This window comes from Bradyrhizobium sp. JR3.5 (assembly GCF_054057015.1).
Map to the genome: position 1 here is coordinate 215,063 of NZ_JBSRYV010000002.1, position 24,289 is coordinate 239,351.

The window sequence follows — 24,289 nt, forward strand, 5'->3', positions numbered from 1 at the left end:
AGCAAGCTGAGCATTGTGGCCGCGTACATCGCGTTCGCCTTCGTCGGCGCCATCATTCTCGGCGTGTTCTAAAGCATTCGACCAGGCCACGAGTTCAGCGCCCGGCGGCCGCCCCCGCCGGGCGCTTTGCTTTTTGCGATAGCTTATTCCGTCACCCTGAGGAGCGCGCATCGCGCGCGTCTCATCCGGTTACAAATTGGACAGCTGCGCTCAGGAGCGCGGCTCGCCCCGGAGCTGCCCCTGTGTGATCACGCGCTGCCGTGCGTGCGAGACGCGAACCCAGTCGGCGCCGGTGCAGTAGACGCGGCCGAGCGCGCAGGACGAGACCCGCAGCTTGTCAGCGCCCTTCAATTCGATCGTGCCGTAACGGATGTTGCCGCTGTCCCGGTTGTACACGCCGCCATTCCAGCGCGCACCGTTCTTCGGCTTCATGTTGATCAGCACGGCTTCACCGAGATCGCGCGTGGTCCTGTCGAGCGCGTAGCCGCACAGCGCCACGCCGCAGAGCCGGATGCGCACCAAATTGTTGGCTTCGGTCTGCCAGTCGCCGATCGGACCGTCGTCCGGTTCGTCGGCCTCGCGCGAGACGCGCATCACCGGCGGCGCCGGACGCGCAGGCGCTGCGGGCACCGCGGCCGGCGGCGGAGGTGGAGCTGCGACGACCGGCGGTGGCTGGAGCGTCGTCACGCGCGGCGCCGACGGGGCCGACGGTGGCGGCGCGGCAGCAGGCGCGACCGGGGCGGGCTTGTAAACGATGACCGGCGGAGGCGCGGGAGGTGCTGCTGGCACAGGCGCGGGCAGCGCGCTCGCGGCCGGCGTGGCAGCGATCGCTGCGGTCGTCGCCGGCGCGGGCACCGGCTTCAGCGTGCGGCCCCCGCCGTCGTCGCGCCTGGAGCCGCCCGAGACCGAGACGCAGGACAACGAGCGGCAGCGCGTCGAATCCAGATGGACGCGGTGGCCGCCAATCGAGAACGAGATGCCCTCACCGGCATGGGCGAACGGCGTGATCAGCATCAGCGCGACGAGCAGGCAGAAGCGCTTCATCGAAGCCTCCAAAACATCCGACGACGCTAGGGGCGGCCTGCTCGCGGCGCAGTGATCTCCGTCACCGTGGCGAGCCATTCGGCTCAGCCCGGCAACGTGATGCGCATCACAGAAGCGGGAGCCGATGGCGCGTAGCTTCCGGACCAATCGATGCCTCCCCGCTCAACGCCATGGAGACTTAAGATGAAGAAGCTCGTTGCGATCGCCGCGCTGCTGATGGCCACCACATCAGCGCATGCCGGCGGCACCGGCATCACCTTCCAGATCGACGGCCAGCGCATCCATGTCGAGGCGCCGCGCAATTGCAGCGCGCTGTCCTGCATCCGCATCTCGGCGCCGGGCTATAACGGCACGATCGGCGGCATCAGCAAGAATCTCGGCTCGAAGTCCCGACGACGATGACGATGACGATGTCACCACGACGAGCTCGCCGTCACCCGCGCCCGCACCTGTGCCGATTCAGGCCGCGCCGCAGCCGGCCGCGCCGGCCGCTGCCGCGGTCCCGCCGCCTCCGCCGCCCCCTGCGCCACCGGCAACGGTTGCGACCACGGCCCCCGCGCCGGTTGACGCCGCGCCCGCTACGCCTGCACCGGCCCCGGTCGCCGCGCAGCCCGCGCCGCAGCCGCAAGCCGCTCCGATTGCCGCAGCACCAGCGGCGGCGCCAACCGGACCGATCGGCGTCTGGGCCACCGAGGAGAACAAGGGCAACGTCCGCGTCGAAGCCTGCGGCGCCAATCTGTGCGGCTATTCGGTGAAGAGCAACGAACGCATCCTGATCAACATGAAACCCGACGGCAGCAAGTGGAGCGGCCGCATCCACGATCCCGACTCCGGCCGCAACTACGACTCGACGATCGCGATGAAGGGCCCGAATGCGATGCGCGTGCAGGGCTGCGCCTTCGGCGGCATGTTCTGCGGCGGCCAGACCTGGAAGCGGGTCAGCTAGAACGCCAACCCAGCAGAATCTGATGTCCGCTGCCGCGCAAACGGCGAGCGGACATCAGGTTTTCTGCCAGTCCGACGATCGCTTCATGTCGATCGCCGGACGCGCTATAAGTGTCGCCGTGTCGAGGTTGAATCGAACCTGCAGGCGGCTTGCGATGGCGATGACGGCTCTTGAACTCGGTCTCCGGGGCGCGGTGGTCGCGCTGTTCCTGGTAGTTTGCGCGGTGCTGCTGCTGCGTTACGCGGCGGTGCATCGCGCCGCGCATCTCGGTGCCGCGATGGGCGTGGCCGGCGCGGCCTACGCGATCACGACCGCACCGTTCTTCCCCGCAGCGTCATTCGGCTGGAGCTCTCCGTTCATCGCCTTCGCGATGGGCTCGCCGGTGATCTTCTGGCTGTGGGCGCGCGCGATGTTCGACGAGCGGTTTGCCCTGCGGCCCTGGCACACGCGGCGGTATGGACGCTGCTCGCCGGCCTTGGTGTTGTGAGCCACAATTGCTGGACGATCTGGCCCGATCTCGCCGGGCCGTGCGGCCGCGCCCTGGCGCTGGCGACGATCGCCTTCGCCGTGCTCGGGATCGCGCAAATTCCGAAGGGATGGCGTACCGCCGTGACGACGGCACGCGGCCGGATCCTGATCGCGCTGCTGATCGGCATCGGCCTTCAGATGATGTTCGCCGCCGCGGCCGGACTCGCCGCGATCCCGACCCGGTCGATCAGCCTCAGCGCCGCGCTCGCGCTTGGCGCATTCGCGCTGATCGCGATCTGGATGATGCTGTTCGATCCGCCCGAGAGCCAGCCGGCGGTTGCCGGCGCCGGCGGCAGAACGGGCCAGGCAGCACCGGTCGCGCGTTCGCTCGCCAATGCCGATCCGCCTGCCTCCAGCCAGGCCGCGCTCAATCACCTCAAGCACCTGATGGCGACCGAGCGGACCTATCGGCAGGAGGGGCTGACCATCGGCGTCTTGGCGGGCAAGCTCGACATGCCGGAATACCGGCTGCGGACGCTGATCAATGACGGGCTCGGCCACCGCAACTTCAACGCCTTCCTCAACCGCTATCGGCTCGACGAAGCCAAGGCGGCGCTCGCCGATGCCGGCCAGGCCGAGGTGCCGGTGCTGACGATTGCGCTGGATGCCGGGTTCCAGTCGCTGGCGCCGTTCAACCGCGCCTTCAAGGCGGACACCGGGCTGACGCCGACCGAGTTTCGACGCCGGGCGACGGCCGCGCAAACCACGGACGCTGCGGAAATCGCTCGGTCGAGGTGAGAATTCACTCCTCGATTTCAGAAATCGATAGGCTTGCGGCCCCACAATCTGCCTAGCTGTGCCGACACGGGCGCGGATCGCGCCAAGGCGCGACATGACAATGTGACCTGGCAACGTGATCTGGCAAGCGGAGTTCGACGGCCGATGAAGCACTTTTTCACCGCGGCAAAGCTGCTGGCCCTCGACCTGGCATCGACCCTTGTCTTTCTTGTTCTGTTCCTGCTGACCCACAACACCGCGCTCTCGGTCGGTATCGGCATCGCGTTCGGCGTCACGCAGATCGGCATCCAGATCGTGCGCCGGAGGCGGATCGACACGATGGAATGGCTGAGCCTGTTCCTGGTCGTCACCGCCGGCACCGCGACATTACTCACGAATGACCCGCGCTTCGTGCTGTTCAAGCCGAGCGTGATCTACGCAATCATCGGCGTCGTGATGCTGAAGCGAGGCTGGCTCAACCGCTATTTGCCCGAGATCGCCCAGACCGTCGTGCCCGATGTCGCCGTCATGGTCGGCTACGTCTGGGCAGCCCTGATGTTCACCTCCGCCGCCGTGAACGCCTTCGTCGCGCTGACCTGCGAGATCACGACATGGGCTGTCGTGATGCCGATCTTCGGCATCGTCAGCAAGACCGTGGTGTTCCTCGGCGGCTTTGCCGCGCTTCGGCTGACCGCCAGACGCCGCATCCGCGCCATGCCCGAAGCCCAGCGCGAGGCCGTGCTCGCGCTCGAGGGGGCTCCGGCGGCGGCGACATCGTAGGCGCTGACGTTACCCGTCGGCGTGTGGTTAACGAAACAAACCGGCGTGCGACGAAACCATTTTGCCGTGCGCCCGAAGAATTACCGAAACCAAGCCTCCCTAGTGATGGCCTCCACGACGCGCTGCATCGGCGCGCTCACCACAAGGGGGACATGATGGCTTTCACCGCTTCGACGCTTCGTCACGGCAAACTGCTGGCGGCAACCGCGTTCACGCTCGGTCTGTTGACCTCGGCGTCCTATGCCTATACCGACGAGCAGCAGCAGATGTGCACCGGCGACGCGATGCGGCTGTGCAGCTCGGAAATCCCCGATGTCGATCGCGTCACCGCCTGCATGGTGCGGCAGCGCGCGCTGCTCAGCGACGGCTGCAAGGCTGTATTCCACTACGTGCCGCCGGCGACCGCTGCGCAGCCTGCAAGCTATGCGCCCGCGGCCAGGCCGGCGAAGCCACTCAACATCACGCCTCACAAGCGCGGCTAAGCAAAACCCAACAGCGAGCGAACACTGCGCTTCCTTCCGGGAGTGCGGTGCTTGATCGTTCGGGGCCGCCATGACAACGAGGCAGGACCGTTCATTCGGCGTTCAGCCTGACGCGGCTCAATTGCCGGTCCCCAATGCCTCCCGGGAATCGATGGTGATGCGCCGCGCCTTCCTTTATGCGCTTCTGCTTGGTGCCGGCGTCACGATCGGTTGGCATGCAACGGCCAATGCCGCGCCGGACCTGATGCAGCTCGCGCAAGCGCAGCCTGCACCGGCGCCTTCGGTTGCCCCGGCGCCGAGTGCGACACCGTCAACGCCAGCGCCTGCCACGCCTGCCCCCGCTCCGGCCGCCGCGTCGCAGGCCACCGCGCCCGAGCCGATCGGCAACGTCGCGACACTGACCGGCACCGCCACCGTCACGCGCAACAACACCACGACGCCGTTGCAGATCCGCGACGATATCTTCGCCAATGACGACGTCGCCACATCGGCGGCCTCGTCGCTCGGCATCACCTTCAACGACGGCACCACCTTCAACCTACGGGCCAACGCCAGGATCACGATCGACAATTATGTCTACGAGGACGGCGGCCAGCAGAACAGCGCGCTGTTCGACGTCGCCAAGGGAACGGCGGCGTTCGTCGCCGCCGCCGTCGCCAAGACCGGCGACATGAAGATCTCGACGCCGACCGCAACGCTGGGCATCCGCGGCACCACCGGCCTTGTCGAGGTGCCCGAAGGCGCGACCGCGACCAGCACCAATGTCGGCATCAAGCTCTATCCCGACGCCGACGGACATGTCGGCCGCATCGAGGTCAACGACCGCAGCGGCGCCTCGCTCGGCGTGCTGACGCGCGGAGCGAGCGGTTTTGCGATTCGCCCAGGCCTCGGCGGCGTCCGCTTCGCAGCGGTGCCGCTGACGATCTCGCAGCAACAGATGACACGTGACCAGGGTTTCGTGCGCCAGGTCCACAGTGCGCAGACGCTGGGCCGCCAGGTCGTGACCGAGCAGCGTGACTTCCGCCGCGCCAATCCCGACTTCCGCAGGGCCAATCCCGCCGCGCCCTATCCGAATCGCGGCCAGCCGGTGCAGCCAAACCCGCAGCGCCAGAACGGCCTGCCGGGCCAGAACCGCAATGCGCCGCAGCAGCCGGGTCAGCAAAACCGTCCAGGTCAGTTGCAGCAGCCCGGCCAGCCGAACCGTCCGGGCCAGCCGCGGCAACCGGGCACACCTGGCCGGCAGGGCTCGCAGCAGCAACCGGGCACGCAGCAGCAAGGCGGCGCACAACACGCGCTGCCCGGCCAACCCGGCGGCACGACGCTGCCGCACGCGCCCGGCGTCCAGACGCCAGCCGGACAGCAGCCGGCGGGACAACAGCCCGCGCGTCAGGGCGGCGCGACGCCACCCGGCGGACAACAATCGCCTGCACGTCAAGGCGGGCCTGCAACCCGGACGCACACCGTTGCCGGGCGGCGTGCGCCAGCCGGGTCAGCCGGGCGTGCCGCGACAGGGCGCGGCGCAGCCTGCGCCGCAGGCCCCTGGCCAGGCGCGGCCCGGCATTCAGCAGGCCGCGCCGAGCATCCGCCCCGGAATGCAACGGCCCGCAGTGCAGGCACGCCCCGCCTTCCAGCAACGACGTGCACCGCCGCCGCGCGGCGCGAAGCCGCCGCCCAAGGACAGGCGTCACAATTGATCGATCGCAGCAATGTCATGCTCATCTGAGCTCCACTGACGAGCTTCTGCGATCCAACGCGCGAGCGCGGCGCCGGCGAGAACGCCGGCACCACACTCCAATCGACGAATTGCGAACGGCAGGTCAGCCCCGCCTGGTAATCACGGCCTCCAGATATTCGCTGGGGATGACCAGCGTTCCATCCTTGGCGACGTTGAACCGGTCCATCAGGCCGAACAGGTCGGCGGCGAGCAGTTGCTGCTTGACGGCATCGATCGCCCCGAAGGCTTTCAGGACCGGGCCGTAATAGGTGCGGAAGATCTCGAGGAAATGCTCGCGCGACCTGTAACGGAAATTGAAGTGCCTGCATTTGGCGTCAACCCTGGCCTGCGCGCCGAACAGGACGGCGAGATGCGCCTCGGTGCCCCATAGCGCGGGAGATTTGACACCTGGCGTCGGCGGCACATATTTGCCGATCGCCTTGAACACCTGGCCGATGAAACCTTCCGGCGTCCAGCTCGCAAGGCCGATCTTGCCGCCGATGCGGCAGACACGGCGCAGTTCATTCGCCGCCTGCTGCTGGTCGGCGGTGAACATGACGCCGAAGGTCGACAGCACGACATCGAAGCTCGCGTCGGCGAACGGCAGCCTCTCCGCATCCGCCTCCTGGAACGTGACCGGCAGCCGCTCCGCGGCCGCCCGCTCACGGCCGCGCTCGAGCAACGCTCCGACATAATCGGTCGAGACCACATCGGCAAAGCGCCGCGCCGCGGCCAGCGTCGCATTGCCGTTGCCGGCGGCGACGTCGAGTACCATCTGATTGCTGCGCAGGTCGACTGCCTCGCAGAGCGTTTCGCCGACGATTTGAAGCGTGGTGCCGACGATCGCGTAGTCTCCCGAGCTCCAGGTGGCTTGCTGGCGTGCCTTGACGGCAGCGAGGTCGACGGTCGGCATTTCGGTCTGAGCGTTCATCTGTATCTCCTTTGAAAATGTGTGGTGCGGCTGGCGGCGAAGCCGCTGGCTTCGCCTGAAGTCCACGAGTTGCGCCAAAGGGCGTCGTGCAATGACTTCAATGTGCTGCGAGCTAGCTGCGACGGTCGAGAAGGACCGGGATGGTGGATGCGGCAACAATGTTCCAATCCGAACGATGCCTGCAGCCGTGCCCATTGCGCTGAGGCCTAATCGCCTGCTGCGCCTGAGCTGCACCATGCTCCCGAACGGCAGGCTCCTCGGCTCTCGTGAACACGGGCGACGACAGACCCCCGATCATCAGCCCGAGCACCGCGCTTCGAATGATCGGCCGAGAGCCGCGATTGCCGGCGCCCTTCGATCGCCCGCCGCCGAGATCGCGCGACATCAGGCAATTTGCCTGCCGCTCGCGGCGTGCAAGCATCCCTGCGACCGACTGATTGACGATCCGGCGGATGCGCAAAAGCAGAATGGAAAAATGCCTTCGCACCGGATTGCAGAAGGACTCCATGAATGAAATCGACATTATCGTTTCCTTGATCGAAGTGTGATGGCGCCCCGGATAATGGTTGGGCCGGGATGCGCCATGCGACGCCTCGCAGGCGTCATTCGGCTGCAATGGGCGGTTGGACGGGATCACCACGCACCACCACGGTGGTCGCAACCTTGTAGAATTCCTCGCCCGGCATGCCGACGCAGCGCGCATGATCGCGGATCGAGTCACCGTCACGCGCCTCGTAGATGCAGAAAGTGCCAATGCGACCATCTGCCTCATGCACGACGTAGCTGCGGATCCAGCGGACGCGGTCCGGCATCTGCTCGTCGCCGATCCTGGCGGACGCTGCGCCGGCAAGCTCCAACTCGCTTATGTTTGCCCAGGCGCTCGGACGGCGAATGACATAGAGTTCCATCGAAATCTCCTCAGTTTGCGACTGTCGGACAGCAGGCCACGATGATCTCGGGCCGTGATGAGCTATAGGCGCTGTCGATGCCGACTGTCCTTACCGCGGACTGATCATTGTCTGATCTTTGTCTGAACCTTTTCCGGCGACCCCGGACCCATACACATGGCATTCTCATTTGGACTGTTCGAGCTTGATGAAGCTGGACGCGTGCTGCTGTGCGCGCGGCAGGAAGTCGCTTTGCAGCCGCGTGTGTTCGATCTGCTGGTCTACCTTGTCCACCACCGCGATCGGGTCGTCTCCAAAGACGAGCTGCTCGAGGCGGTCTGGCCGGACGTCACGGTCACCGACAACTCGCTGCAGCGGGCGGTGAGTTCGTTGCGCGCCGCGCTGCGCAAGGGCGGCATGGAGGGCGCGATCCGGAATCTGCCGGGCAAGGGATATCGGTTCTTCGTTGAGTCCGAGATCAGGCAGCCGGAACGCATTGACCACAAGCAAGTCGATGACGCCGTCGGTCCAATCGAACTTGCCCGACGCGCAGCGGCCGGGCAATTGTGGGTGCAGGCAGCCACCCTGTTCGCGAGCGCGGATGAAGGCGGCCAGCTCAACGCTGAAGACTTGCACCAATGGGCGCTTGCCCTGCAATGCCTCGGCAGGACCGCGGCAGCGATTCCGATTCTGGTTCGCGCGGTCGCCGCGCGCAGCGAGGCCGGCGACGCTGCCGGAGCAGCGGTCGACGCAATCGCGCTTTCGGGCCTGCATTTCGAGAGCGGTCAGGCCGCGATCGGAAAGGGCTGGCTCGCGCGCGCGGAAGATTGGGCCTCGAGGCTCGATGATCCTCCGACGACGGCCCTGCTGTTATGGATGAAGTCCAAACTGGCTGCCTTCGATGGCGAGCCGGAACAGGCACTCGCGCTGGCCGACACGGCCTACACCGCCGTCCGATACAAGGATGCGCTCAACATCGAAGCTCTGAGCCTGGCCTATCGCGGCTTCTATCGGCTATGCCTCGGCGACACGCATGGCGGACTGGCCGATCAGGACCATGCCGCCGCGGTTGCACTGTCCAGCACCAATCTGGACCCGATCATGGGCGGCAACCTCTATTGCAACATTCTGTGGGCAGCCCGGATGTTCGGAGATTGGGCGCGGGCCGACCAGTGGACGCGGAGCTACCAGAATTTCTGTTCGAGCAGCGGCATGGAACTGACAGGTTCATGCCAGCTGCATCGCTCCGAGGTGCTCGGCATCAGGGGTTCGCTCGACGAAGCGCTGGCTCGGATTCAGGACGCGCTCGCGCGCCTGACCAGCGATGCGCCATGGTCGATGGGCGATGCCAACCGGGTGCTGGGCGATATCCTGGCTGCGATCGGCAATGACGACGCAGCGCTCGAAGCCTACGACAGGGCTTACACGATGGGTTGGTGCCCGGAGCCGGGCCGCGCGATGTTGCTGCTCGCAAGAGGCGAAGCGGAAGCCGCCCATGCGAGTCTCGAACAGAGCTTGATCGGCAAGACCTGGTGGACCCTGCAGCGGCGGGGAATCCTGCTCGCGCATCTGGCGCTGGTTGCGGCACACACGCATCGGACCAGTCAGGCGAAGGCCTTGATCTGCGAACTTTCGGGAAGTCCTGATCGCTGGCCGATGCCCTCGATTCGCGCGCTCACCAACGAAGCGCAGGCGATCCTCGCGCTCTCCCGGCAGGACCATGAGACAGCAATGCGGCATCTCCACCTCGCCCGCCAGCTATGGTCCAGCATCGAAGGGCGGGTTCAGATCGTGCGGCTCAGGCTGAAGATTTCCAGGCTCCAGCTGGCGCACGGGGACGTTCACGGCGCCATGGCGGAAGTTCATGCGGCACAGCTTCTGGCAAATGAACTGGGTTCGCCCAAGCGCGTTGCCGACTGCATTGCCTTGCAGCATGACATTGACGCCTGGCAGCCAGCCGCACGACGTCAGATGTGCGGGTGATCAGGCCGCGCGACGCAGCCAGTCGCGCACGCGCTCGATCAGATTCTTGCGCGGGACGGGCCGGACGGCCGTGGCAATGGGTTCGATCTCACCCGCGGGTGACGGCGATGCTTTGGATGCATCAGCCGCCGGCGCCCTCGCAATATGGGACGTCTCCGCCATGACCGCCGCCTCGGCAGGCGCCGGCGCGTCGGCGACGGCCGGCGTCTCGGCATCCACGGTCACTTCAGTGACCACGGACGCTTCAGCGACCACGGACGCTTCAGCGATCGCCGGCACCTCTGCGGCGGTCGGAGCTTCAGGGTTTGCAGTCGTATCGACGCCCGGCTCCTCTTCGACGAGCCGGGCGCGCCGTCGCTCGGCAGCCGCAACCCGCAACCGCGCGCGCCGCTCGCGCTCGGCGTCCGCCGCGGCCTGCAGCGCGATCGGTCCGACATTCTCCAGGAACGCACGTTCATAGCCGCGCGACAGCCGTTCGAGCGCCGCATCGAACGGCAGCCAGTCGACTTCCCTGATGTCGCTCATCAACGCGCGCACCGGCTTGCCGCCGGCATCCATGCGCCAGTAATGCACCACCTTGGAACGTCCGCCTGAATCATAGACCAGCGTGCCGAGGAATTCATGCACCTCGACGTCGTGGCCGGTTTCCTCCAGCACCTCGCGCTCGGCGGCGGCGCGCGGCGTCTCACCATCGTCGAGCTTGCCCTTGGGCAGCACCCACTCATTGCGCTTGCGCAGGCGCACGACGGCGAAGCGCTGCGGGGCGTCCCGCCGCAGTACAATGCCTCCCGCCGCCAGAACAGGCGTCCGCGCCATCTCGTGTCCATCAAGTTTGCGATTTAGGATCGTCGCGTGACGATCCCGGCTATTCTAAAGCATTATCCGGAAAAGTGGAAACCGGTTTTCCGGGCAGATCGTGCTCAAAGAATGGCGCGAACGAGACAGCGAGATCAGAGTTCATATTTTGACGCGCTTTCTTCACGCGAACTGGTGCCCACTTCGCTCGAAAGCGCTATGAGGGCTTCCGCAACAACGCCTCGCCGCATTTGATCCGTGCTCCCTCCGCGACATTGTCGCAGAATTCGAAATTGCCGGGCGCGAGGACAATGATGGTCGAGCCGTGCTCGAACCAGCCGAGTTCATCGCCCTTCTTGACATGCGCGTCACAGCGGAAATCCACCGGGCCCCTCGACTGCGCATTCAGCGTGACGTCGAGAAAATGCAGGCGGAGGCTCGCCACCAGGATGGCGGCGACCGGAACCAGTGTCAGCGCCTCGCCGGTTGGAAGCTTCGCGCGCAGCACCGCGCGCTCGTTCTTGCAGAACAGCCGCTCGATCCGCTTCAGCGCGATCGGATTGACGTTCCAGACGTCGCCATGAATGAACGTGACCTTGTCGATCGCAAGATCGTACGGCGCGTGGAAAGCGGTGATACATGCTGGAGGTCAGCCGCAGCGTGACGAAGCGGCCGTTGCTGTGCTGCTCGACCAGCGCGGGATCGCCGACCAGATCGAGCAGCGAATAGGGCGCGCCCTTGACCTGGAACAACTGCCCATCCTCGATCCGCCCATGCGCGCCGATGATCGCGTCCGACGGGCTCGCGATGATGGCGGGATCGGCCACCGCCGGGCGCAGGCCGGGCTTGAGCTCGCGGGTAAAGCAATCGTGCAAACTCTTGAACTCGGTCTTCTTCGCCTCGGACAGATCGAGGTCGGAGAACAGCTTCCAGCAGGCGATCGAGGCGTCGCGCACCAGGGGGTTCTCGACCTTGGAGAACCAGCCCATGAAGCGGGTGATCGCCGCCCGCGGAATCCGGTTGGTTAGCAGGAAATTGAGGTCTTCCTGCTGGGTGAATGCCGAGATCAGGCCCTTGACTGTCATGAATTTGTTAGGTGCCGAGGCTAGCGCTTCTGTCATGGAAACATCCCTTCCGATTCTCTCGCTGTCCGCCGCCGCGCTTGCCGGCGCCGCCGCAGCCTTCCCCAAAATTCAGGCCCGCCTCGCGCTGTCGCGGGCCAAGCACCGCTCGCTGACCGGACATTCCAAGATGTCCAAGATGGTGGCGCGCATGGTGCCGCACTACGAATTCGACATCGACGAATTCTTCCGCTCCGACGGAGCACCGAAGGACGTCGCGATGCAGCGGCAGGACGGCTTCTTCCGCCTCGCCGGCCTCTACGCGGATCGCTATCCCAAGGGCCGCGCGCTGACCGCCGAGGTGACGGAGCGGATCTCCGACCTGCAGTTCACCGAAACCTACCGCGTGCCGTTCCAGTACAGCCGCCTGGTGCGCGAGCATCTCGGCACCTCGGCCTTCGTCGAGGCCTCCAGCGGCGTCACCGTCACCGACCTCGACGGCAATGTGTTCTACGACCTGACCGGCTCCTACGGCGTCAACATCTTCGGCAACGACTTTTACAAGGAGTGCATCGCCGAGGGGGAGAAGCGTGCCCACGCGCTCGGCCCCGTGCTCGGCCCCTACCACCCGATCATTGCCGACAACGTCAAGCGCCTCTGCGAGATCTCGGGCCTCGACGAGGTCTCGTTCCACATGTCCGGCACCGAGGCCGTGATGCAGGCGGTGCGGCTCGCGCGCTACCACACCAAGCGGACCCACCTGGTGCGTTTCGCCGGCGCCTATCACGGCTGGTGGGGCGAGGTGCAGCCCGGCGTCGGCAATCCGGTGTCGCCGCACGAGACCTACACGCTCGCCGACATGTCGGAGAAGACCCTGCACGTGCTGCGCACCCGCAAGGACATCGCCTGCGTGCTGGTCAATCCGCTGCAGGCGCTGCATCCGAACGGCAACGCGCCCGGCGATTCCGCGCTGGTCGATTCGTCGCGCTCCTCGAGATACGACCGCGCCGCCTACACCGAATGGCTGAAGAAACTGCGCGAGGTCTGCACCGAGCGCGGCATCGTGCTGATCTTCGATGAGGTGTTCGTCGGCTTCCGCCTCGCCGCCGGCGGCGCCCAGGAATATTTCGGCGTCAAGGCCGACATGGCGACCTACGGCAAGAGCCTTGCCGGCGGGCTTCCGGTCGGCGTGGTCTGCGGCCGCAAGGATTTGATGCGGCGCTTCCGCGACGACCGGCCGGCCGACATCTGCTTTGCCCGCGGCACCTTCAACTCGCATCCCTATGTGATGACGGCGATGGACGAGTTTTTGAGCCGGCTCGCCAGCCCGAACTTCCGCTCGATCTACAACGGGCTCGACGAGACCTGGAACGGCCGCGCCACGGCGCTCAACGACCGGCTCAAAGCGCAGGACCTGCCGGTTCGGGTCGGCAACATCTCGTCGATCTGGACGGTCTATTACACCGAGCCGTCCCGCTACAACTGGATGCTGCAATACTATCTGCGGGCCGAGGGACTGGCGCTGAGCTGGGTCGGCACCGGCCGGCTGATCTTCAGCCTGAACTACACCGATGCCGACTTCGCCGAGGTCGCCGACCGCTTCGTCGCGGCAGCCGAGAAGATGAAGCGCGACGCCTGGTGGTGGCACAAGGAAGGTCTCACCAACAAGAACATCAAGCGGCAGATCCTGAAAGAGATGGTCGCCGTGAGGTTCGGGCGCTGAGGCGAGCCACCGCTCTCGCGCTCCCTCGCCCCGCCCTTGCGGGGAGAGGGTTGGGGTGAGGGGCCGCATCCACAAAATCGGTAACAGACGGACTTGCGGTGAGCCCCCCTCACCCGGATTGCATCTGGCGATGCAATCCGACCTCTCCCCGCACGCGGGGCGAGGTGAAGAGAGTGCACAGACGAGAAGCTTCAAGACGAGACCTTGTGGTTGCGACGCCCCAAGACGTAGATGCCCGGGACAAGCCCGGGCATGACGCATATCGGAAAGATATTGGAGCAACGATCAGGCGTGCTTGACGTGCTTCTCGAGACCCGGATCGATCAGCTCGCCCTTCATCAGGAACAGCGGCGCCTTGTGGTAGAGCTTCAGGTCGTTGAAGGGGTCGGTGACGATCTTGGTCATCCAGACGAGGCCGGTCTCGATGTCGCGGATGAAGAACAGGTGGATGGTTCGGAACAGGAGGCCGCCGATGCCGACCACGAGCCAGACCTTGGCCACCTGACGGGTGAAGTCGCCCATCGTGACCCAGGGCTTGAACAGGCCGAACAGGGTCGGATCGAAGTACAGCACCATCGGCGACAGCGCCCAGATCGCCATCAGCACGACCTTGCGCTGCAGGTTGTAGCCGACCTTGATGTCTTCCTTGTGCTCGTGGGTCGCCTGGTTGACGTGGTCATACCCCTTCGGCTCGAAGAAGAAGTGACCGGCCTGGCGCGAGGTCATCGAGACCAGCCAGCCGACCAGTGCCGACACGACCGGATCGAAGAACAGCATCACATAGGCGAACAGGAAGCTCAGCGCGCTGACGAAGTGCAGGCTCTGGTTGATCCGGCTGTGATGGTAGAAGCGATGGTCATCCCAGCGCTGGGTACGCAGCTCTTGCAGAAAATTCTTGATCATTGGTTCCCCCAACATCTTTCGGGACAGGATTTACAGGGATTCGATGTACCGCGTGTGACATCATCATAATGACATATGACAATGCGGAGCGACGCCTTGACGCAACCGGGGAAGGGTCTTGCCTCATCCCGGCGAGGTCTGCGGGGATGAGGCGAAGGAGATCGTAGCCTCCTGGCTGGGGGCGCGCTCTGCGCCACCTCACCCGGAGGACCGGCGGGCTGAGCCGCCTGGTCAACCGCCTCAGGCGGCTTTGGCGACGTCCGCCTTGCGGAAGCGGACAAGCGAGAAGTGGCCGAGCGGCGGGATCAGGCGGCGCTCCGCGAGCTCCATGCCGCGCGCGCCGGCCAGCCACTTGGTGTAGCGCGACCAGGCGAATTCGGCGGTCCGGAACCCGAGCGGGCGCACCACCGGCTGCAGCTTCTGCTCGATGAAGCGGCGGACGCCGGCATCGGCGCTGACGCGGGTCAGGATGATCAGCTCGCCGCCCGGACGCACCACGCGGGCGAACTCGTCGAGCGCGGCTTCCGGGTTCGGCACCGCGGACAGCACGTACTGCGCCATCACCACGTCGAACGAATCGTCGGGAAATTCGAGCTTCTCGGCGTCCATCACCGCGAGGCCCTCGACATTCTTCAGGCCCTGCTCAGATACCCGCTTCTTGGCCTTCTCCAGCATCGCCTCGGAGATATCGGTGCCGAAGATGCGCACATTCTGGCTATAGAGCGGCAGCGAGATGCCGGTGCCGACGCCGACCTCGAGCACACGGCCGCCGATCTTGTTGGTGGCCTGGATCGCAGCCTGCCGGCCCTTGCTGAACACGCCGCCGAACACGAGGTCGTAGATCGGCGCCCAGCGGTCATAGGCCTGCTCGACCGTTTCGCGGTCGAAGTCCATGGAACGGTCGGCGCCCAGCTTGATGATTTCAGCCATAGATAGGTCTCTCGTCTTTCGTTCGTTTGAGCTGTTAATTCGGAACCGCACTGCGGCCGGCAACGCGGCGGGCGGGCCGCGGCGCGCGGCTCGGCTGCAACGTGGCCAGATTGCCGATGAACTGACGCGCACTGTTTTCCCAGGAACGCTCCAACGCAAAATTGCGGCAGTCGGCGCGCGACATATTCAGCGCGCGCAGGCAGGCGCTGCGCAGATTGTTGTCGATCGCGCCGATCGGATGATCCGCGATGACGTCCTTCGGGCCGGTGACCGGGAACGCCGCGACCGGCGTGCCGCAGGCCAGCGCCTCGAGCTGCACGACGCCGAAGGTGTCGGTCAGGCTCGGGAACACGAAGACGTCGGCGGCGGCGAGGTGCGAGGTCAGATCCTGGCCCTTCTTCTCGCCGAGGAAAATCGCGTCGGGATATTTATGTTCCAGCGCGGCCCGTTGCGGGCCATCGCCGACCACGACCTTGGAGCCCGGCAGATCCAGCGACAGGAAGGCGTCGAGATTCTTCTCCACTGCGACGCGACCCATGGTCATGAAGATCGGCCGCGGCAGGTCGAGCAGCGCTGGCTGGTCGGGATTGAAGATTTTGGTGTCGACGCCGCGAGTCCAGAAGCCGAGCTTGCGGAAGCCGCGCTCGGCAAGCTCTGATCGCAGCGAGTCGGTCGCGACCATCGTCATCGATCCGGCCGCGTGGAAGTGGCGCAGCACGGCATAGCCGACGCCGTCGGGAATGCCGGTACGCACTGAAACATATTCCGGGAAGCGCGTTGTATAGGAGGTGGTGAAGGCGAGCTTGTTGCGCTGGCAATAGCCGCGCACCGCCCAGCCGATCGGTCCTTCGGTCGCGATGTGGATCGCCTCGGGCGCGACCTCCTCGATCCGGCGCGCGATCTCGCGGCGGTTCGGCAGCGCCATGCGCAGGCCCGGATAGGTCGGCACGCCGACCGAACGGAAGCCGTCGGGGGTGAGGAATTCGATCTCGGCGCCGAGGGTCGCTGCGCTGCGCGCAAGCGACGTCAGCGTCCGGACCACGCCGTTGACTTGCGGATGCCAGGCATCGGTCGCAACGAGTATGCGCATCGCAGGAGACCCAAATCGTTAATCTTGATTCTGCTCGCACGACGTTCTGACATGGATGTTTCAAACGTATGACGTCATCGAAATGTTAGGTTGATTTTCACGACGAACTGCCGGTTTTTCGTGTAACATGACAGCCAGATGTCAGAGCAGCAGAGTGAACATTCCGGCACCGCGCGCCGCAGGCTCAGACGGCGAAACTCGTCGCTCCTGATCCTGGCGGCCGGCATCTTCGTGTTTGCCGTCGCCGCAGGGCTGCTGTTCTACGGGCTGCGTCCGGTGACGCTGAAGATCGCGGTCGGCCCGACCGGCAGTGACGACGTCAAGCTCATCCAGGCGTTCGCGCAGGCCTTTGCGCGTGACGGCAATTCGGTGCGGCTGAAGCCGGTCACGACACAGGGAGTCGCCGAAAGCATCGCGCTGTTCACCGCGAACAAGGTCGACCTCGCGGTCGTGCGCGGCGATCTCAGTCTGCCGGCGAGCGCCGAGGTGGTTGCGATTCTGCGCAAGAATGTCGTTGTGCTGTGGGCACCGTCGGGCGGGAAAGGCAAGCCGCGGTCTGCGAAGATCAAGAGCATCGACGATCTCCCGGGCCGCAAGGTCGGTGTCATCGGCAGCACCCCGGCCAACGTCACGCTGCTGCGCGTGATCCTGACCGAGTCCGGCATCAACCCCGACAAGGTTGCGATCAGCCAGTTCGCCGTCAACAAGGTCGCCGATCTCGCGCGCGATCCCTCGCTCGACGCCTACATGACCGTCGGGCCGCTCGAGAGCAAGATCACGGCGGAAGCGATCGCGGCGACAGCCGCGGCGCGCGGCGAACCGAAATTCCTTCCCGTCGATGTCTCGGAAGCGATCGCGCAGAAGCATCCGCTCTATGAGTCCGAGGAAATCGCGGGCAGCATCTTCTCCTCTTCGCCGGCCCGGCCCGAGGACAAGATCGAGACCGTCGGTGTCAATCACCTCATCATCGCGCAACATGCGCTGCACGAGGCAACCGTCGGCGCACTCGATCGGCAGTTGTTCACGCAGCGGCTTCAGGTCGCGCGCGACCTGCCGGCTGCCGCCAAGATCGAGAAGCCGGACACCGACAAGGATGCCGCGCTGCCGGCGCATCAGGGCGCGGCCGCCTATATCGACGGCACCGAGCGCACCTTTCTCGAAAAATACTCCGACTACATCTGGGGCGGCATCCTGCTGGTCTCCGGCCTCGGCACGGCGGGCGCCTGGCTGCGGCACTACGTGAAACGCGACGAGCGCGAGCGTTACATCACCCATCGCGACGGTCTGCTGACGCTGATCTCGCGGGTGCGCGGCGCCGAGACGCCGGAGGAGCTCGCGGCAATGCAGAGCGATGCGGACGCGCTGCTGCGTGAGGCGCTCGATTGCTACGACGACGGCGCGATCGAGGACGGCGATCTCTCGGCGATCGGGCTGACACTCGAGCAATTCCATCACGCCGTCTCCGACCGCCGCGCGGTGATCAACGGCGACAGGTCGGGCCTGCCGAGGATACGCGCCGGCTAGCCCGCTCGGGCACACCAATTGCACCGAGAGCAATGTTTGGATTGCGCCTGCATGCGTACGCCCCCATGTTGCGCCACACTATGATCGCATCCCTCATCGCAGACCTGCCCGCGCCGTTCGTGCTCGCGGTCGCACTGGCCGGCGTGTTCCTGATCTCCTTCATGAAGGGCGCGTTCGGCGGCGGCTTTGCCATTGTCGGCATCCCGCTGCTCTCGCTCGCGATGGACCCGATTGCGGCCGGCGCACTGCTTGCGCCATTGTTCATTTTCATGGACCTTACGGCGCTGCGTTTCTGGCGTCCGAGCACCTGGTCGCGCGTCGACCTCGCGATGCTGCTGCCGGCGCTCGTGGTCGGCGTCGTTCTCGGCTATTTCGCGCTGCGCGATCTCGACCGGCATGCCGTCGAGATCGTGATGGGCCTGGTGACGCTGGTGTTCGCCGCGCTGTGGTTCATCGGCGGCGGCGAGATCAAGCCGCGGCCGCGCTCGACGATCAAGGCGACGTTCGCCGGGCTCTCCTCCGGCGTCACTACGATGGTCGCACATTCAGGCGGGCCGCCGCTCGCGATCTATCTGCTGCCGCTCGGCATGTCGAAGGCGCTTTACGCCGGCACCACCAGCCTGTTCTTCACGGTCGGCAACCTCCTGAAGGCCGGTCCGTGGCTGGTGCTCGCCACGCCGTCGCGAAGTCTCTGGATGCTGATGGCGCTTTGCGTGCCGGCCGTGCCGGTCGGCGTCTGGTCCGGTTGGCGGCTGCACGAACGCCTCGACCAGCGGGCGCTGTACCGCGCCTGCTACGCCATTCTCGTCATCACCGCGGCCAAGCTGCTGTGGGATGGACTGGCCGGATACTTTCACCTCTGAGCGCCGGCGACGCTGTTGCTGCTCGTCAGGAAGATCGCCTGCTCGGGCTGCCGCTGACGGCTAGCGGCCCGGTCCCGTCGAGCATCTCGACCATATCCTCCGGCTCGAGCCGCTTGCGCGCCACGAACGAGAAATGGCGGCGCAGCCTCAGGACCGGCTTCTCGATCCAGTGCCAGGAGAACGCCGCGAACGCGGTGATCAGCACCAGCGCGACGGCGAACTGGACAATCAGCGACGCGTTCGGCAGCCACACCTTCACCACCTGCTGCACCGGAAAACCGTACAAATAGATCCCGTAGGAATAGTCGCCCCTTGAAAACAGCGGCAGCCGCGGCAGCTTCGAGACACCGAGGAACACGGTGATGTAGACCAGCGCCGGAGCAATGACGGCATTGAGGACGGGCTGGGTGATCCAGGCTGCCGGTCCGAGCAGTGCTGCTCCGAGGCAGAGCGCGCAGCAGACGGCGAGAATGCGCCCGTCATAGGGAATGCGGTCGCGGTAAAGGTAGATCGCGATCCCGAGCAGGCAGGCAACCGGCAGTTTCGCGCCGCGCCCGAGGAACAGCGCCGTGCTGAAGATCTTGTCATACAGCGAGCCGGCGACGCCCGGAGGCAGTTGCGACGGCGTTGCGGCATGGCCCGTGATCTGCACGGCAAAGCCGATGCCGACCAGGACGACGACGCCGAGCACGATCAGCGCCGGCCTGCGCAGCAGCCCCAGCGTCATGATGACCGCCATCACCGCGTAGCAGCCATATTCGAACGGCACGGTCCACAGCGAACTGTTGACCTCCGGCGCGGGATTGCCCGCGAACACGCCCGGCAGCGTGTAGTTCACGAGGCCGACGACGTTCGTGAAATATTTCCAGGTGCCGGCGCTGGTGAAATAGTCCCAGAGCGGCAGCGTGGTGAGGATCGGCCCGAGGATCAGCGCCGACAGCACGATCTCGACCGCGAGCGCCGGAATGATCCGCATTCCGCGATTGATCAGGAATTCCTTCAGGCTGAGCCGCAGCCCGCTTGCGGCGATCAGGAATCCGCTCAATGCGAAAAACATCACGAGGATGGCAAATTGCGGAAACCAGAGGATCCACGTCGGATCGGTGTCGCCGCGACCGGTAGCAACATAGGACGTATGCCCCGCGACGACGGAGATCGCGAGCGCAACGCGGAGAAAATCGAACCCGGGACCAAAGCCTTTCTGCTGATCCAGCATGCTCCCGATCGAAGGCGCTGGCATGATTTCCACTCCATTCCAAACCACCGCCGTTGGACAGCAAGTGCCGTGCCGGGAACGATGTCTTGGGATGGGACAGCCCTCCCGGCAACGCGCCCTTAACCCTGCGACGAAACACCGACGAAACAAATCCCTAACGGCACGAAACCATTTTGGCGATTTCGTGCAAACGTCCTGAAACGCCTCACCTGTACTGGTTTGACCCAACGACGCGCCGGAACTGGCGCGCAGGGCGCAAACAACAGGGGTCGACAATGTTCAATTCCATCAAGCTGAACGCACGTCTCGCTGCCGCCGCCTTCGGTGCGCTGGCGGTTGGCGCCGTCGCTTTCTCGAACGCCGCCGCGGCCGCTCCGCTGCCGATCTTCCCCTTCATCCTGACGCCGCCGACCGAGGCGGTGCAGCCGCCGGTGCAGTCGATGCCGCAGGCGCGGGACGAAGACCGTTCCGTCGAATTGCCCGCCCGGCTGCGCCGCCAGGTCGTCGCCTATCCGACCCGCGAGGCCCCCGGCACCATCATCATCGATACCCCGCACACCTATCTCTATCTCGTGCTCGGAGGCGGCCAGGCCATGCGCTACGGCATCGGCGTCGGCCGCGACGGCTTCACCTGGTCGGGGACCCAGACCATCACCAAGAAGGCGGAGTGGCCGGATTGGACCCCGCCGCCGGAAATGATCGCCCGCCAGCCCTATCTGCCGCGCCACATGGCCGGAGGCCCGGGCAACCCGCTCGGCGCCCGCGCCATGTATCTCGGCGGCACCGTGTACCGCATCCACGGCACCAACGCGCCGGAGACGATCGGCACCCACGTCTCCTCCGGCTGCCTGCGCCTCACCAATGAGGACGTCACCGACCTCTATTCGCGGGTCAACGTCGGCACCAAGGTGATCGTGCTGCCGATGACCGACCGCCGCGCCGACCTCGGCTCGGCCGTCCGCTAGCCCCGACACATTCAGACATTGACGACGGCTCCGGCATCATGCCGGGACCGTCGTCGCGTTCATAATCGTTAACGTCCGGATCGTTAACTTACAGGTGATGTCGGGCGACCTGCCCGTCTCCGCCCCCGAAGCAGCTTGATCCCGCCACACTGGCGCCCTCGTCGGCGGGCCTGTACAAACCCGTCAAGTTGATTTCATCCGGGGGAATGATGCGTCTACCGATGCATCCAAGAACGATCGCGCTCGGGCTCACGGTGGTGCTCATCTCGTTCGCGATCAGCCTCAAGGCCATGGACTGGCTCGCGCCGAGCGTCACGGTGCAGACGCCGCCGCTCGTGCAGCTGCCACCGCTGCCGCAGGCGCCGCGCTCCTCGACGGTCGTGGCGCAGGTCTCGGTCGCGCTGTCGGCGATCCGCGATGCCGCCGAACGCGGCGCGCCGAAGACCTTCGGCGGCAAGGCCGACAACCCGGTTCAGCAGATCCTGCAAAATGCCGACATCGGCTGGACCGCCTCGCGCGGGCCGATCGCGGCGACCGGCGCGCAGGACGTGCTGACGCTGACGACCCCGATCAACGGCACGCTCAAGGTCACCGGCTCGCTGTCCGCGAAGGCGACCGGCGCGGTCAGCGACGCGCTCGGCAGCCTGCTCGGCGGCAATGTCGCCAAGCAGATCGGCGCCGTGAACATCAAGAACATCAACGCCAATGCCGACATCAAGGGCAGCGTCACGCTGACCGCGCGGCCGAAGCTCGGCGCGTCCTGGCGGATCGAGCCGAACCTGCAGGCGCAGGTCAATCTCGGCGAGACCAGCCTGTCGGCCGCCGGCGTCCGCATCAGCGTGCCGGCCCAGGGTCAAGCCTGTCATCGACAGGGCGGTCGCCGACCAGATTTCCGCGGTCGAGGCGCGCTTGCACAACGACCCGGTGTTCCAGAACGCCGCCCGCACGCAATGGGTCAAGGCCTGCCGCTCGATCCCGCTGCAGGGCACCGGCGGCACCGCGTCGATGCCGCCGATGTGGCTCGAGCTGCGGCCGACCCGCGCGATCGCGGCGCAGCCGAAGGTCGATGCGTCCTCGCTGATCCTGACCATGGGGATCGAGGCCGAGACGCGGATCACGGAGACGCAGACCACGCCGAACTGCCCGTTCCCCGATAAGCTCTCGATCGTGCCGCCGATGCCGAGCCAGGTCGCGGTCGGCCTGCCGGTCGACATGTCCTTCACCACGCTGACGCAACTCGTCGAGGCGCAGTTGAAGGGCAAGACCTTCCCCGAGGACGGCTCCGGCCCGGTCGACGTGACCGTCAAGAGTGCGGGCATCGCCGCCTCCGGCGACCGGCTTTTGATCTCGCTTCTGGTGCACGCCAAGGAGAAGAAGAGCTTCTTCGGCTTCGGCGCCGAGGCGACCGTGCACATCTGGGGTCGGCCGCGGCTCGACCAGGCGGCGCAGACGCTGCGGCTGACCGACGTCGAGCTGGCGGTCGAGTCCGAAGCCGCGTTCGGCCTGCTCGGCGCCGCCGCGCGCGCGGCGATCCCGCATTTGCAGCAGGCGCTCGCCGACCGGCTGGTCGTCGACCTGAAGCCATTCGCAACCAACGCGCAGCGGAAGATCACCGCCGCCATCGCCGACCTGCAGAAGAACGAGGAAGGCATCCGCGTCGACGCCGACGTCAACAGCATCCGGCTTGCCGGCATCGCGTTCGATTCGAAGACGCTGCGGGTGATCGTGGAGACCGACGGCACCATCAAGGCCGCCGTCACCGCGCTACCGGCGCTGTAGGACGCAGATCGCGGCGTTCCATCCGCCGCGCGCCCCACGCATGCCCAAAAAGTCGTCTTTGCGACAGGTTGGCGCACCGGATAGAAGGTGCCTCGTGGAAGCAACCCCCAAGGAAAAGATCAGGGAGAGAAACACGATGAAATCGCTCTTGGCCGCAGCAGCGGCCGGCCTCGCGCTCGCGGTCTCCGGCACCGCGGCGAACGCCCAGATCTCCGACGACGTCGTCAAGCTCGGCGTGCTCACCGACATGTCGAGCCTCTATGCGGACGCCACCGGCAAGGGCTCGGTCGCCGCGGTCGAGATGGCGGTCGCAGATTACGGCGGCAAGGTGAAGGGCAAGCCGATCCAGGTCGTCGTGGCCGATCATCAAAACAAGCCCGACGTCGGCGTCAGCATCGCGCGCAACTGGTACGACAACGAGAAGGTCGATGCGATCCTCGACGTGCCGACCTCGTCGGTCGCGCTGCCGATCTCGGCGCTGACCCGCGAGAAGAACAAGATCCACATCAATTCCGGCGGCGGCTCCTCCGATATCACCGGCACCGCCTGCTCGCCCAACACGGTGCACTGGACTTACGACACCTACGCGCTGTCGAACGTCGCCGGCAAGGCGATGGTCAAGCGCGGCGACGACACCTGGTTCTTCGTCACCGCCGACTACGCCTTCGGCATGGCGCTGGAGCGCGACGCCGCCAACGTCGTCAAGGAGACCGGCGGCAAGGTCTTGGGCGACGTGCGCCATCCCCTCAACTCGTCGGACTTCTCGTCCTTCCTGCTGCAGGCGCAGGCTTCCAAGGCCAAGGTCGTGGCGCTGGCGAATGCCGGCGGCGACACCACCACCGCGCTGAAGCAGGCCGCCGAGTTCGGCCTGACCCAGGGCGGCCAGAAGTTGATCGCGCTGCTGATGGAAATCACCGACACCCACGCACTGGGCCTGAAGGCGACACAAGGCCTGATCGTCACCGACGCCTTCTACTGGGACATGAACGACGAGACCCGCGCCTTCTCGAAGCGCTTCAACGAGAAGGTCGGCCACATGCCGACCATGATCCAGGCCGGCCTCTACTCGGCGACCACGCATTACCTGAAGGCGATCGAAGCCATCGGCACCGACGAGGCGCCGAAGGTGATGGAGCAGATGCGCAAGACGCCGGTCAACGACTTCTTTGCCAAGAACGGCCATATCCGGATCGACGGCCGCATGGTGCACGACATGTACCTGTTCGAGACCAAGAAGCCCGAGGAATCCAAGGGCGAGTGGGATCTCTACAAGCTGATCGCCACCGTGCCCGGCGACGAAGCGTTCCGTCCGCTCGACAAGGGCGGCTGCCCGCTGGTGAAGTCGAACTGACGAGCACGCCGCCGCGAGCGGGTCGCCCGGATGTGCGCCCGATGACAGCCAACAAGAAATGCGCCCGGCCGGCACCG

At 65.8% G+C, this 24,289-nt stretch carries 21 protein-coding genes and 3 pseudogenes; 15 read left to right on the forward strand and 9 right to left on the reverse strand.

The features are described 5' to 3' along the window. Window positions 1-210: 210 nt before the first annotated feature. Window positions 211-1,044, reverse strand: a complete 834-nt coding sequence (locus tag ACVWW1_RS17625) for a DUF2147 domain-containing protein (protein WP_456656837.1) — start codon at window positions 1,042-1,044, stop codon at window positions 211-213. A gap of 183 nt (window positions 1,045-1,227) precedes the next feature. Here ACVWW1_RS17625 and ACVWW1_RS17630 point away from each other — a divergent pair, with 183 nt between their 5' ends. The 7 genes and pseudogenes from ACVWW1_RS17630 to ACVWW1_RS17660 all read left to right on the forward strand — a co-directional run bounded on the left by ACVWW1_RS17630 (window position 1,228) and on the right by ACVWW1_RS17660 (window position 6,220). Continuing rightward, window positions 1,228-1,446, forward strand: coding sequence for a hypothetical protein (locus ACVWW1_RS17630; RefSeq protein WP_456656838.1), 219 nt, complete (start codon window positions 1,228-1,230; stop codon window positions 1,444-1,446). A gap of 49 nt (window positions 1,447-1,495) precedes the next feature. Continuing rightward, window positions 1,496-1,990: a DUF2147 domain-containing protein gene (locus tag ACVWW1_RS17635; protein ID WP_456656839.1), complete on the forward strand. Its 495-nt coding sequence runs from the start codon at window positions 1,496-1,498 to the stop codon at window positions 1,988-1,990. Between the two features lie 154 nt (window positions 1,991-2,144). Further along, on the forward strand, window positions 2,145-2,477 hold the full coding sequence (locus tag ACVWW1_RS17640; RefSeq protein WP_456656840.1) for a hypothetical protein: 333 nt from the start codon (window positions 2,145-2,147) through the stop codon (window positions 2,475-2,477). Window positions 2,478-2,893: 416 nt separating this feature from the next. Then, window positions 2,894-3,256: pseudogene (locus ACVWW1_RS17645) on the forward strand (helix-turn-helix domain-containing protein); the annotation flags it as partial. A gap of 144 nt (window positions 3,257-3,400) precedes the next feature. Further along, on the forward strand, window positions 3,401-4,015 hold the full coding sequence (locus tag ACVWW1_RS17650) for an inner membrane-spanning protein YciB (RefSeq protein WP_456656841.1): 615 nt from the start codon (window positions 3,401-3,403) through the stop codon (window positions 4,013-4,015). Window positions 4,016-4,170: 155 nt separating this feature from the next. Next, window positions 4,171-4,497, forward strand: a complete 327-nt coding sequence (locus tag ACVWW1_RS17655; protein ID WP_229172423.1) for a hypothetical protein — start codon at window positions 4,171-4,173, stop codon at window positions 4,495-4,497. A gap of 70 nt (window positions 4,498-4,567) precedes the next feature. Then, window positions 4,568-6,220 carry a FecR domain-containing protein gene (locus ACVWW1_RS17660; protein WP_456656842.1) on the forward strand — a complete coding sequence of 551 codons (1,653 nt, stop codon included), beginning with the start codon at window positions 4,568-4,570 and terminating at the stop codon, window positions 6,218-6,220. A gap of 94 nt (window positions 6,221-6,314) precedes the next feature. Here ACVWW1_RS17660 and ACVWW1_RS17665 read toward each other — a convergent pair whose 3' ends face one another. Next, entirely contained in the window at window positions 6,315-7,142 is an 828-nt protein-coding gene (locus ACVWW1_RS17665; RefSeq protein ID WP_456656843.1) for a class I SAM-dependent methyltransferase, read from the reverse strand. A gap of 91 nt (window positions 7,143-7,233) precedes the next feature. On the opposite strand from ACVWW1_RS17665, the gene ACVWW1_RS17670 reads away from it, so the two are divergent. Continuing rightward, complete coding sequence (locus ACVWW1_RS17670) at window positions 7,234-7,656, forward strand: hypothetical protein (RefSeq protein WP_456656844.1); 423 nt, start codon at window positions 7,234-7,236, stop codon at window positions 7,654-7,656. A gap of 88 nt (window positions 7,657-7,744) precedes the next feature. Here ACVWW1_RS17670 and ACVWW1_RS17675 read toward each other — a convergent pair whose 3' ends face one another. After that, window positions 7,745-8,050 (reverse strand): nickel-binding protein, encoded by a 306-nt coding sequence (locus tag ACVWW1_RS17675; protein WP_456656845.1) that lies wholly within the window; start codon window positions 8,048-8,050, stop codon window positions 7,745-7,747. Between the two features lie 156 nt (window positions 8,051-8,206). Here ACVWW1_RS17675 and ACVWW1_RS17680 point away from each other — a divergent pair, with 156 nt between their 5' ends. Further along, window positions 8,207-10,012 carry a winged helix-turn-helix domain-containing protein gene (locus tag ACVWW1_RS17680; protein ID WP_456656846.1) on the forward strand — a complete coding sequence of 602 codons (1,806 nt, stop codon included), beginning with the start codon at window positions 8,207-8,209 and terminating at the stop codon, window positions 10,010-10,012. On the opposite strand, the gene ACVWW1_RS17685 is transcribed toward ACVWW1_RS17680, so the two are convergent. Further along, a complete protein-coding gene (locus ACVWW1_RS17685; RefSeq protein ID WP_456656847.1) occupies window positions 10,013-10,828 on the reverse strand; it encodes an NUDIX hydrolase in 816 nt (271 codons plus the stop codon). A gap of 196 nt (window positions 10,829-11,024) precedes the next feature. Beyond that, window positions 11,025-11,892, reverse strand: a pseudogene (gene asd, locus ACVWW1_RS17690) (archaetidylserine decarboxylase). 34 nt (window positions 11,893-11,926) lie between these two features. On the opposite strand from asd, the gene ACVWW1_RS17695 reads away from it, so the two are divergent. After that, a complete protein-coding gene (locus ACVWW1_RS17695; protein WP_456656848.1) occupies window positions 11,927-13,591 on the forward strand; it encodes an aminotransferase class III-fold pyridoxal phosphate-dependent enzyme in 1,665 nt (554 codons plus the stop codon). Between the two features lie 285 nt (window positions 13,592-13,876). On the opposite strand, the gene ACVWW1_RS17700 is transcribed toward ACVWW1_RS17695, so the two are convergent. The 3 genes from ACVWW1_RS17700 to ACVWW1_RS17710 form a co-directional block, all read right to left on the reverse strand. Beyond that, window positions 13,877-14,494, reverse strand: coding sequence for a hypothetical protein (locus ACVWW1_RS17700; RefSeq protein WP_176529785.1), 618 nt, complete (start codon window positions 14,492-14,494; stop codon window positions 13,877-13,879). Window positions 14,495-14,734: 240 nt separating this feature from the next. Beyond that, window positions 14,735-15,424: a class I SAM-dependent methyltransferase gene (locus tag ACVWW1_RS17705; protein ID WP_176529784.1), complete on the reverse strand. Its 690-nt coding sequence runs from the start codon at window positions 15,422-15,424 to the stop codon at window positions 14,735-14,737. 34 nt (window positions 15,425-15,458) lie between these two features. Next, complete coding sequence (locus ACVWW1_RS17710) at window positions 15,459-16,514, reverse strand: glycosyltransferase family 4 protein (RefSeq protein ID WP_456656849.1); 1,056 nt, start codon at window positions 16,512-16,514, stop codon at window positions 15,459-15,461. A 138-nt stretch (window positions 16,515-16,652) separates the two neighbouring features. On the opposite strand from ACVWW1_RS17710, the gene ACVWW1_RS17715 reads away from it, so the two are divergent. Next, on the forward strand, window positions 16,653-18,038 hold the full coding sequence (locus ACVWW1_RS17715; protein ID WP_456656850.1) for a TAXI family TRAP transporter solute-binding subunit: 1,386 nt from the start codon (window positions 16,653-16,655) through the stop codon (window positions 18,036-18,038). Window positions 18,039-18,118: 80 nt separating this feature from the next. Next, window positions 18,119-18,901: a sulfite exporter TauE/SafE family protein gene (locus tag ACVWW1_RS17720; protein WP_456656851.1), complete on the forward strand. Its 783-nt coding sequence runs from the start codon at window positions 18,119-18,121 to the stop codon at window positions 18,899-18,901. 25 nt (window positions 18,902-18,926) lie between these two features. On the opposite strand, the gene ACVWW1_RS17725 is transcribed toward ACVWW1_RS17720, so the two are convergent. Then, window positions 18,927-20,141 (reverse strand): acyltransferase family protein, encoded by a 1,215-nt coding sequence (locus ACVWW1_RS17725; protein ID WP_456656852.1) that lies wholly within the window; start codon window positions 20,139-20,141, stop codon window positions 18,927-18,929. A 251-nt stretch (window positions 20,142-20,392) separates the two neighbouring features. Here ACVWW1_RS17725 and ACVWW1_RS17730 point away from each other — a divergent pair, with 251 nt between their 5' ends. From ACVWW1_RS17730 to ACVWW1_RS17740, 3 genes and pseudogenes are all read left to right on the forward strand, one after another. Further along, the gene (locus ACVWW1_RS17730) at window positions 20,393-21,082 is read left to right on the forward strand and encodes a L,D-transpeptidase (RefSeq protein ID WP_456656853.1); all 690 of its coding nucleotides are present in this window, start codon (window positions 20,393-20,395) and stop codon (window positions 21,080-21,082) included. Between the two features lie 209 nt (window positions 21,083-21,291). Next, a pseudogene (locus tag ACVWW1_RS17735) lies at window positions 21,292-22,861 on the forward strand (DUF4403 family protein). A 136-nt stretch (window positions 22,862-22,997) separates the two neighbouring features. Next, window positions 22,998-24,212, forward strand: coding sequence for an ABC transporter substrate-binding protein (locus ACVWW1_RS17740; protein ID WP_456656854.1), 1,215 nt, complete (start codon window positions 22,998-23,000; stop codon window positions 24,210-24,212). Window positions 24,213-24,289: the final 77 nt, after the last annotated feature.

What these genes read in the sequence shown, in the direction of transcription:
- ACVWW1_RS17625 (WP_456656837.1), bottom strand. Translation starts at nt 1,044, where the DNA reads ATGAAGCGCTTCTGCCTGCTCGTCGCGCTGATGCTGATCACGCCGTTC.
- ACVWW1_RS17630 (WP_456656838.1), top strand. Translation starts at nt 1,228, where the DNA reads ATGAAGAAGCTCGTTGCGATCGCCGCGCTGCTGATGGCCACCACATCA.
- ACVWW1_RS17740 (WP_456656854.1), top strand. Translation starts at nt 22,998, where the DNA reads ATGAAATCGCTCTTGGCCGCAGCAGCGGCCGGCCTCGCGCTCGCGGTC.
- ACVWW1_RS17675 (WP_456656845.1), bottom strand. Translation starts at nt 8,050, where the DNA reads ATGGAACTCTATGTCATTCGCCGTCCGAGCGCCTGGGCAAACATAAGC.
- ACVWW1_RS17640 (WP_456656840.1), top strand. Translation starts at nt 2,145, where the DNA reads ATGGCGATGACGGCTCTTGAACTCGGTCTCCGGGGCGCGGTGGTCGCG.
- ACVWW1_RS17685 (WP_456656847.1), bottom strand. Translation starts at nt 10,828, where the DNA reads ATGGCGCGGACGCCTGTTCTGGCGGCGGGAGGCATTGTACTGCGGCGG.
- ACVWW1_RS17650 (WP_456656841.1), top strand. Translation starts at nt 3,401, where the DNA reads ATGAAGCACTTTTTCACCGCGGCAAAGCTGCTGGCCCTCGACCTGGCA.
- ACVWW1_RS17730 (WP_456656853.1), top strand. Translation starts at nt 20,393, where the DNA reads ATGTTCAATTCCATCAAGCTGAACGCACGTCTCGCTGCCGCCGCCTTC.
- ACVWW1_RS17695 (WP_456656848.1), top strand. Translation starts at nt 11,927, where the DNA reads ATGGAAACATCCCTTCCGATTCTCTCGCTGTCCGCCGCCGCGCTTGCC.
- ACVWW1_RS17715 (WP_456656850.1), top strand. Translation starts at nt 16,653, where the DNA reads ATGTCAGAGCAGCAGAGTGAACATTCCGGCACCGCGCGCCGCAGGCTC.
- ACVWW1_RS17660 (WP_456656842.1), top strand. Translation starts at nt 4,568, where the DNA reads ATGACAACGAGGCAGGACCGTTCATTCGGCGTTCAGCCTGACGCGGCT.
- ACVWW1_RS17705 (WP_176529784.1), bottom strand. Translation starts at nt 15,424, where the DNA reads ATGGCTGAAATCATCAAGCTGGGCGCCGACCGTTCCATGGACTTCGAC.
- ACVWW1_RS17665 (WP_456656843.1), bottom strand. Translation starts at nt 7,142, where the DNA reads ATGAACGCTCAGACCGAAATGCCGACCGTCGACCTCGCTGCCGTCAAG.
- ACVWW1_RS17720 (WP_456656851.1), top strand. Translation starts at nt 18,119, where the DNA reads ATGATCGCATCCCTCATCGCAGACCTGCCCGCGCCGTTCGTGCTCGCG.
- ACVWW1_RS17680 (WP_456656846.1), top strand. Translation starts at nt 8,207, where the DNA reads ATGGCATTCTCATTTGGACTGTTCGAGCTTGATGAAGCTGGACGCGTG.
- ACVWW1_RS17700 (WP_176529785.1), bottom strand. Translation starts at nt 14,494, where the DNA reads ATGATCAAGAATTTTCTGCAAGAGCTGCGTACCCAGCGCTGGGATGAC.
- ACVWW1_RS17670 (WP_456656844.1), top strand. Translation starts at nt 7,234, where the DNA reads ATGACTTCAATGTGCTGCGAGCTAGCTGCGACGGTCGAGAAGGACCGG.
- ACVWW1_RS17725 (WP_456656852.1), bottom strand. Translation starts at nt 20,141, where the DNA reads ATGCCAGCGCCTTCGATCGGGAGCATGCTGGATCAGCAGAAAGGCTTT.
- ACVWW1_RS17710 (WP_456656849.1), bottom strand. Translation starts at nt 16,514, where the DNA reads ATGCGCATACTCGTTGCGACCGATGCCTGGCATCCGCAAGTCAACGGC.
- ACVWW1_RS17655 (WP_229172423.1), top strand. Translation starts at nt 4,171, where the DNA reads ATGGCTTTCACCGCTTCGACGCTTCGTCACGGCAAACTGCTGGCGGCA.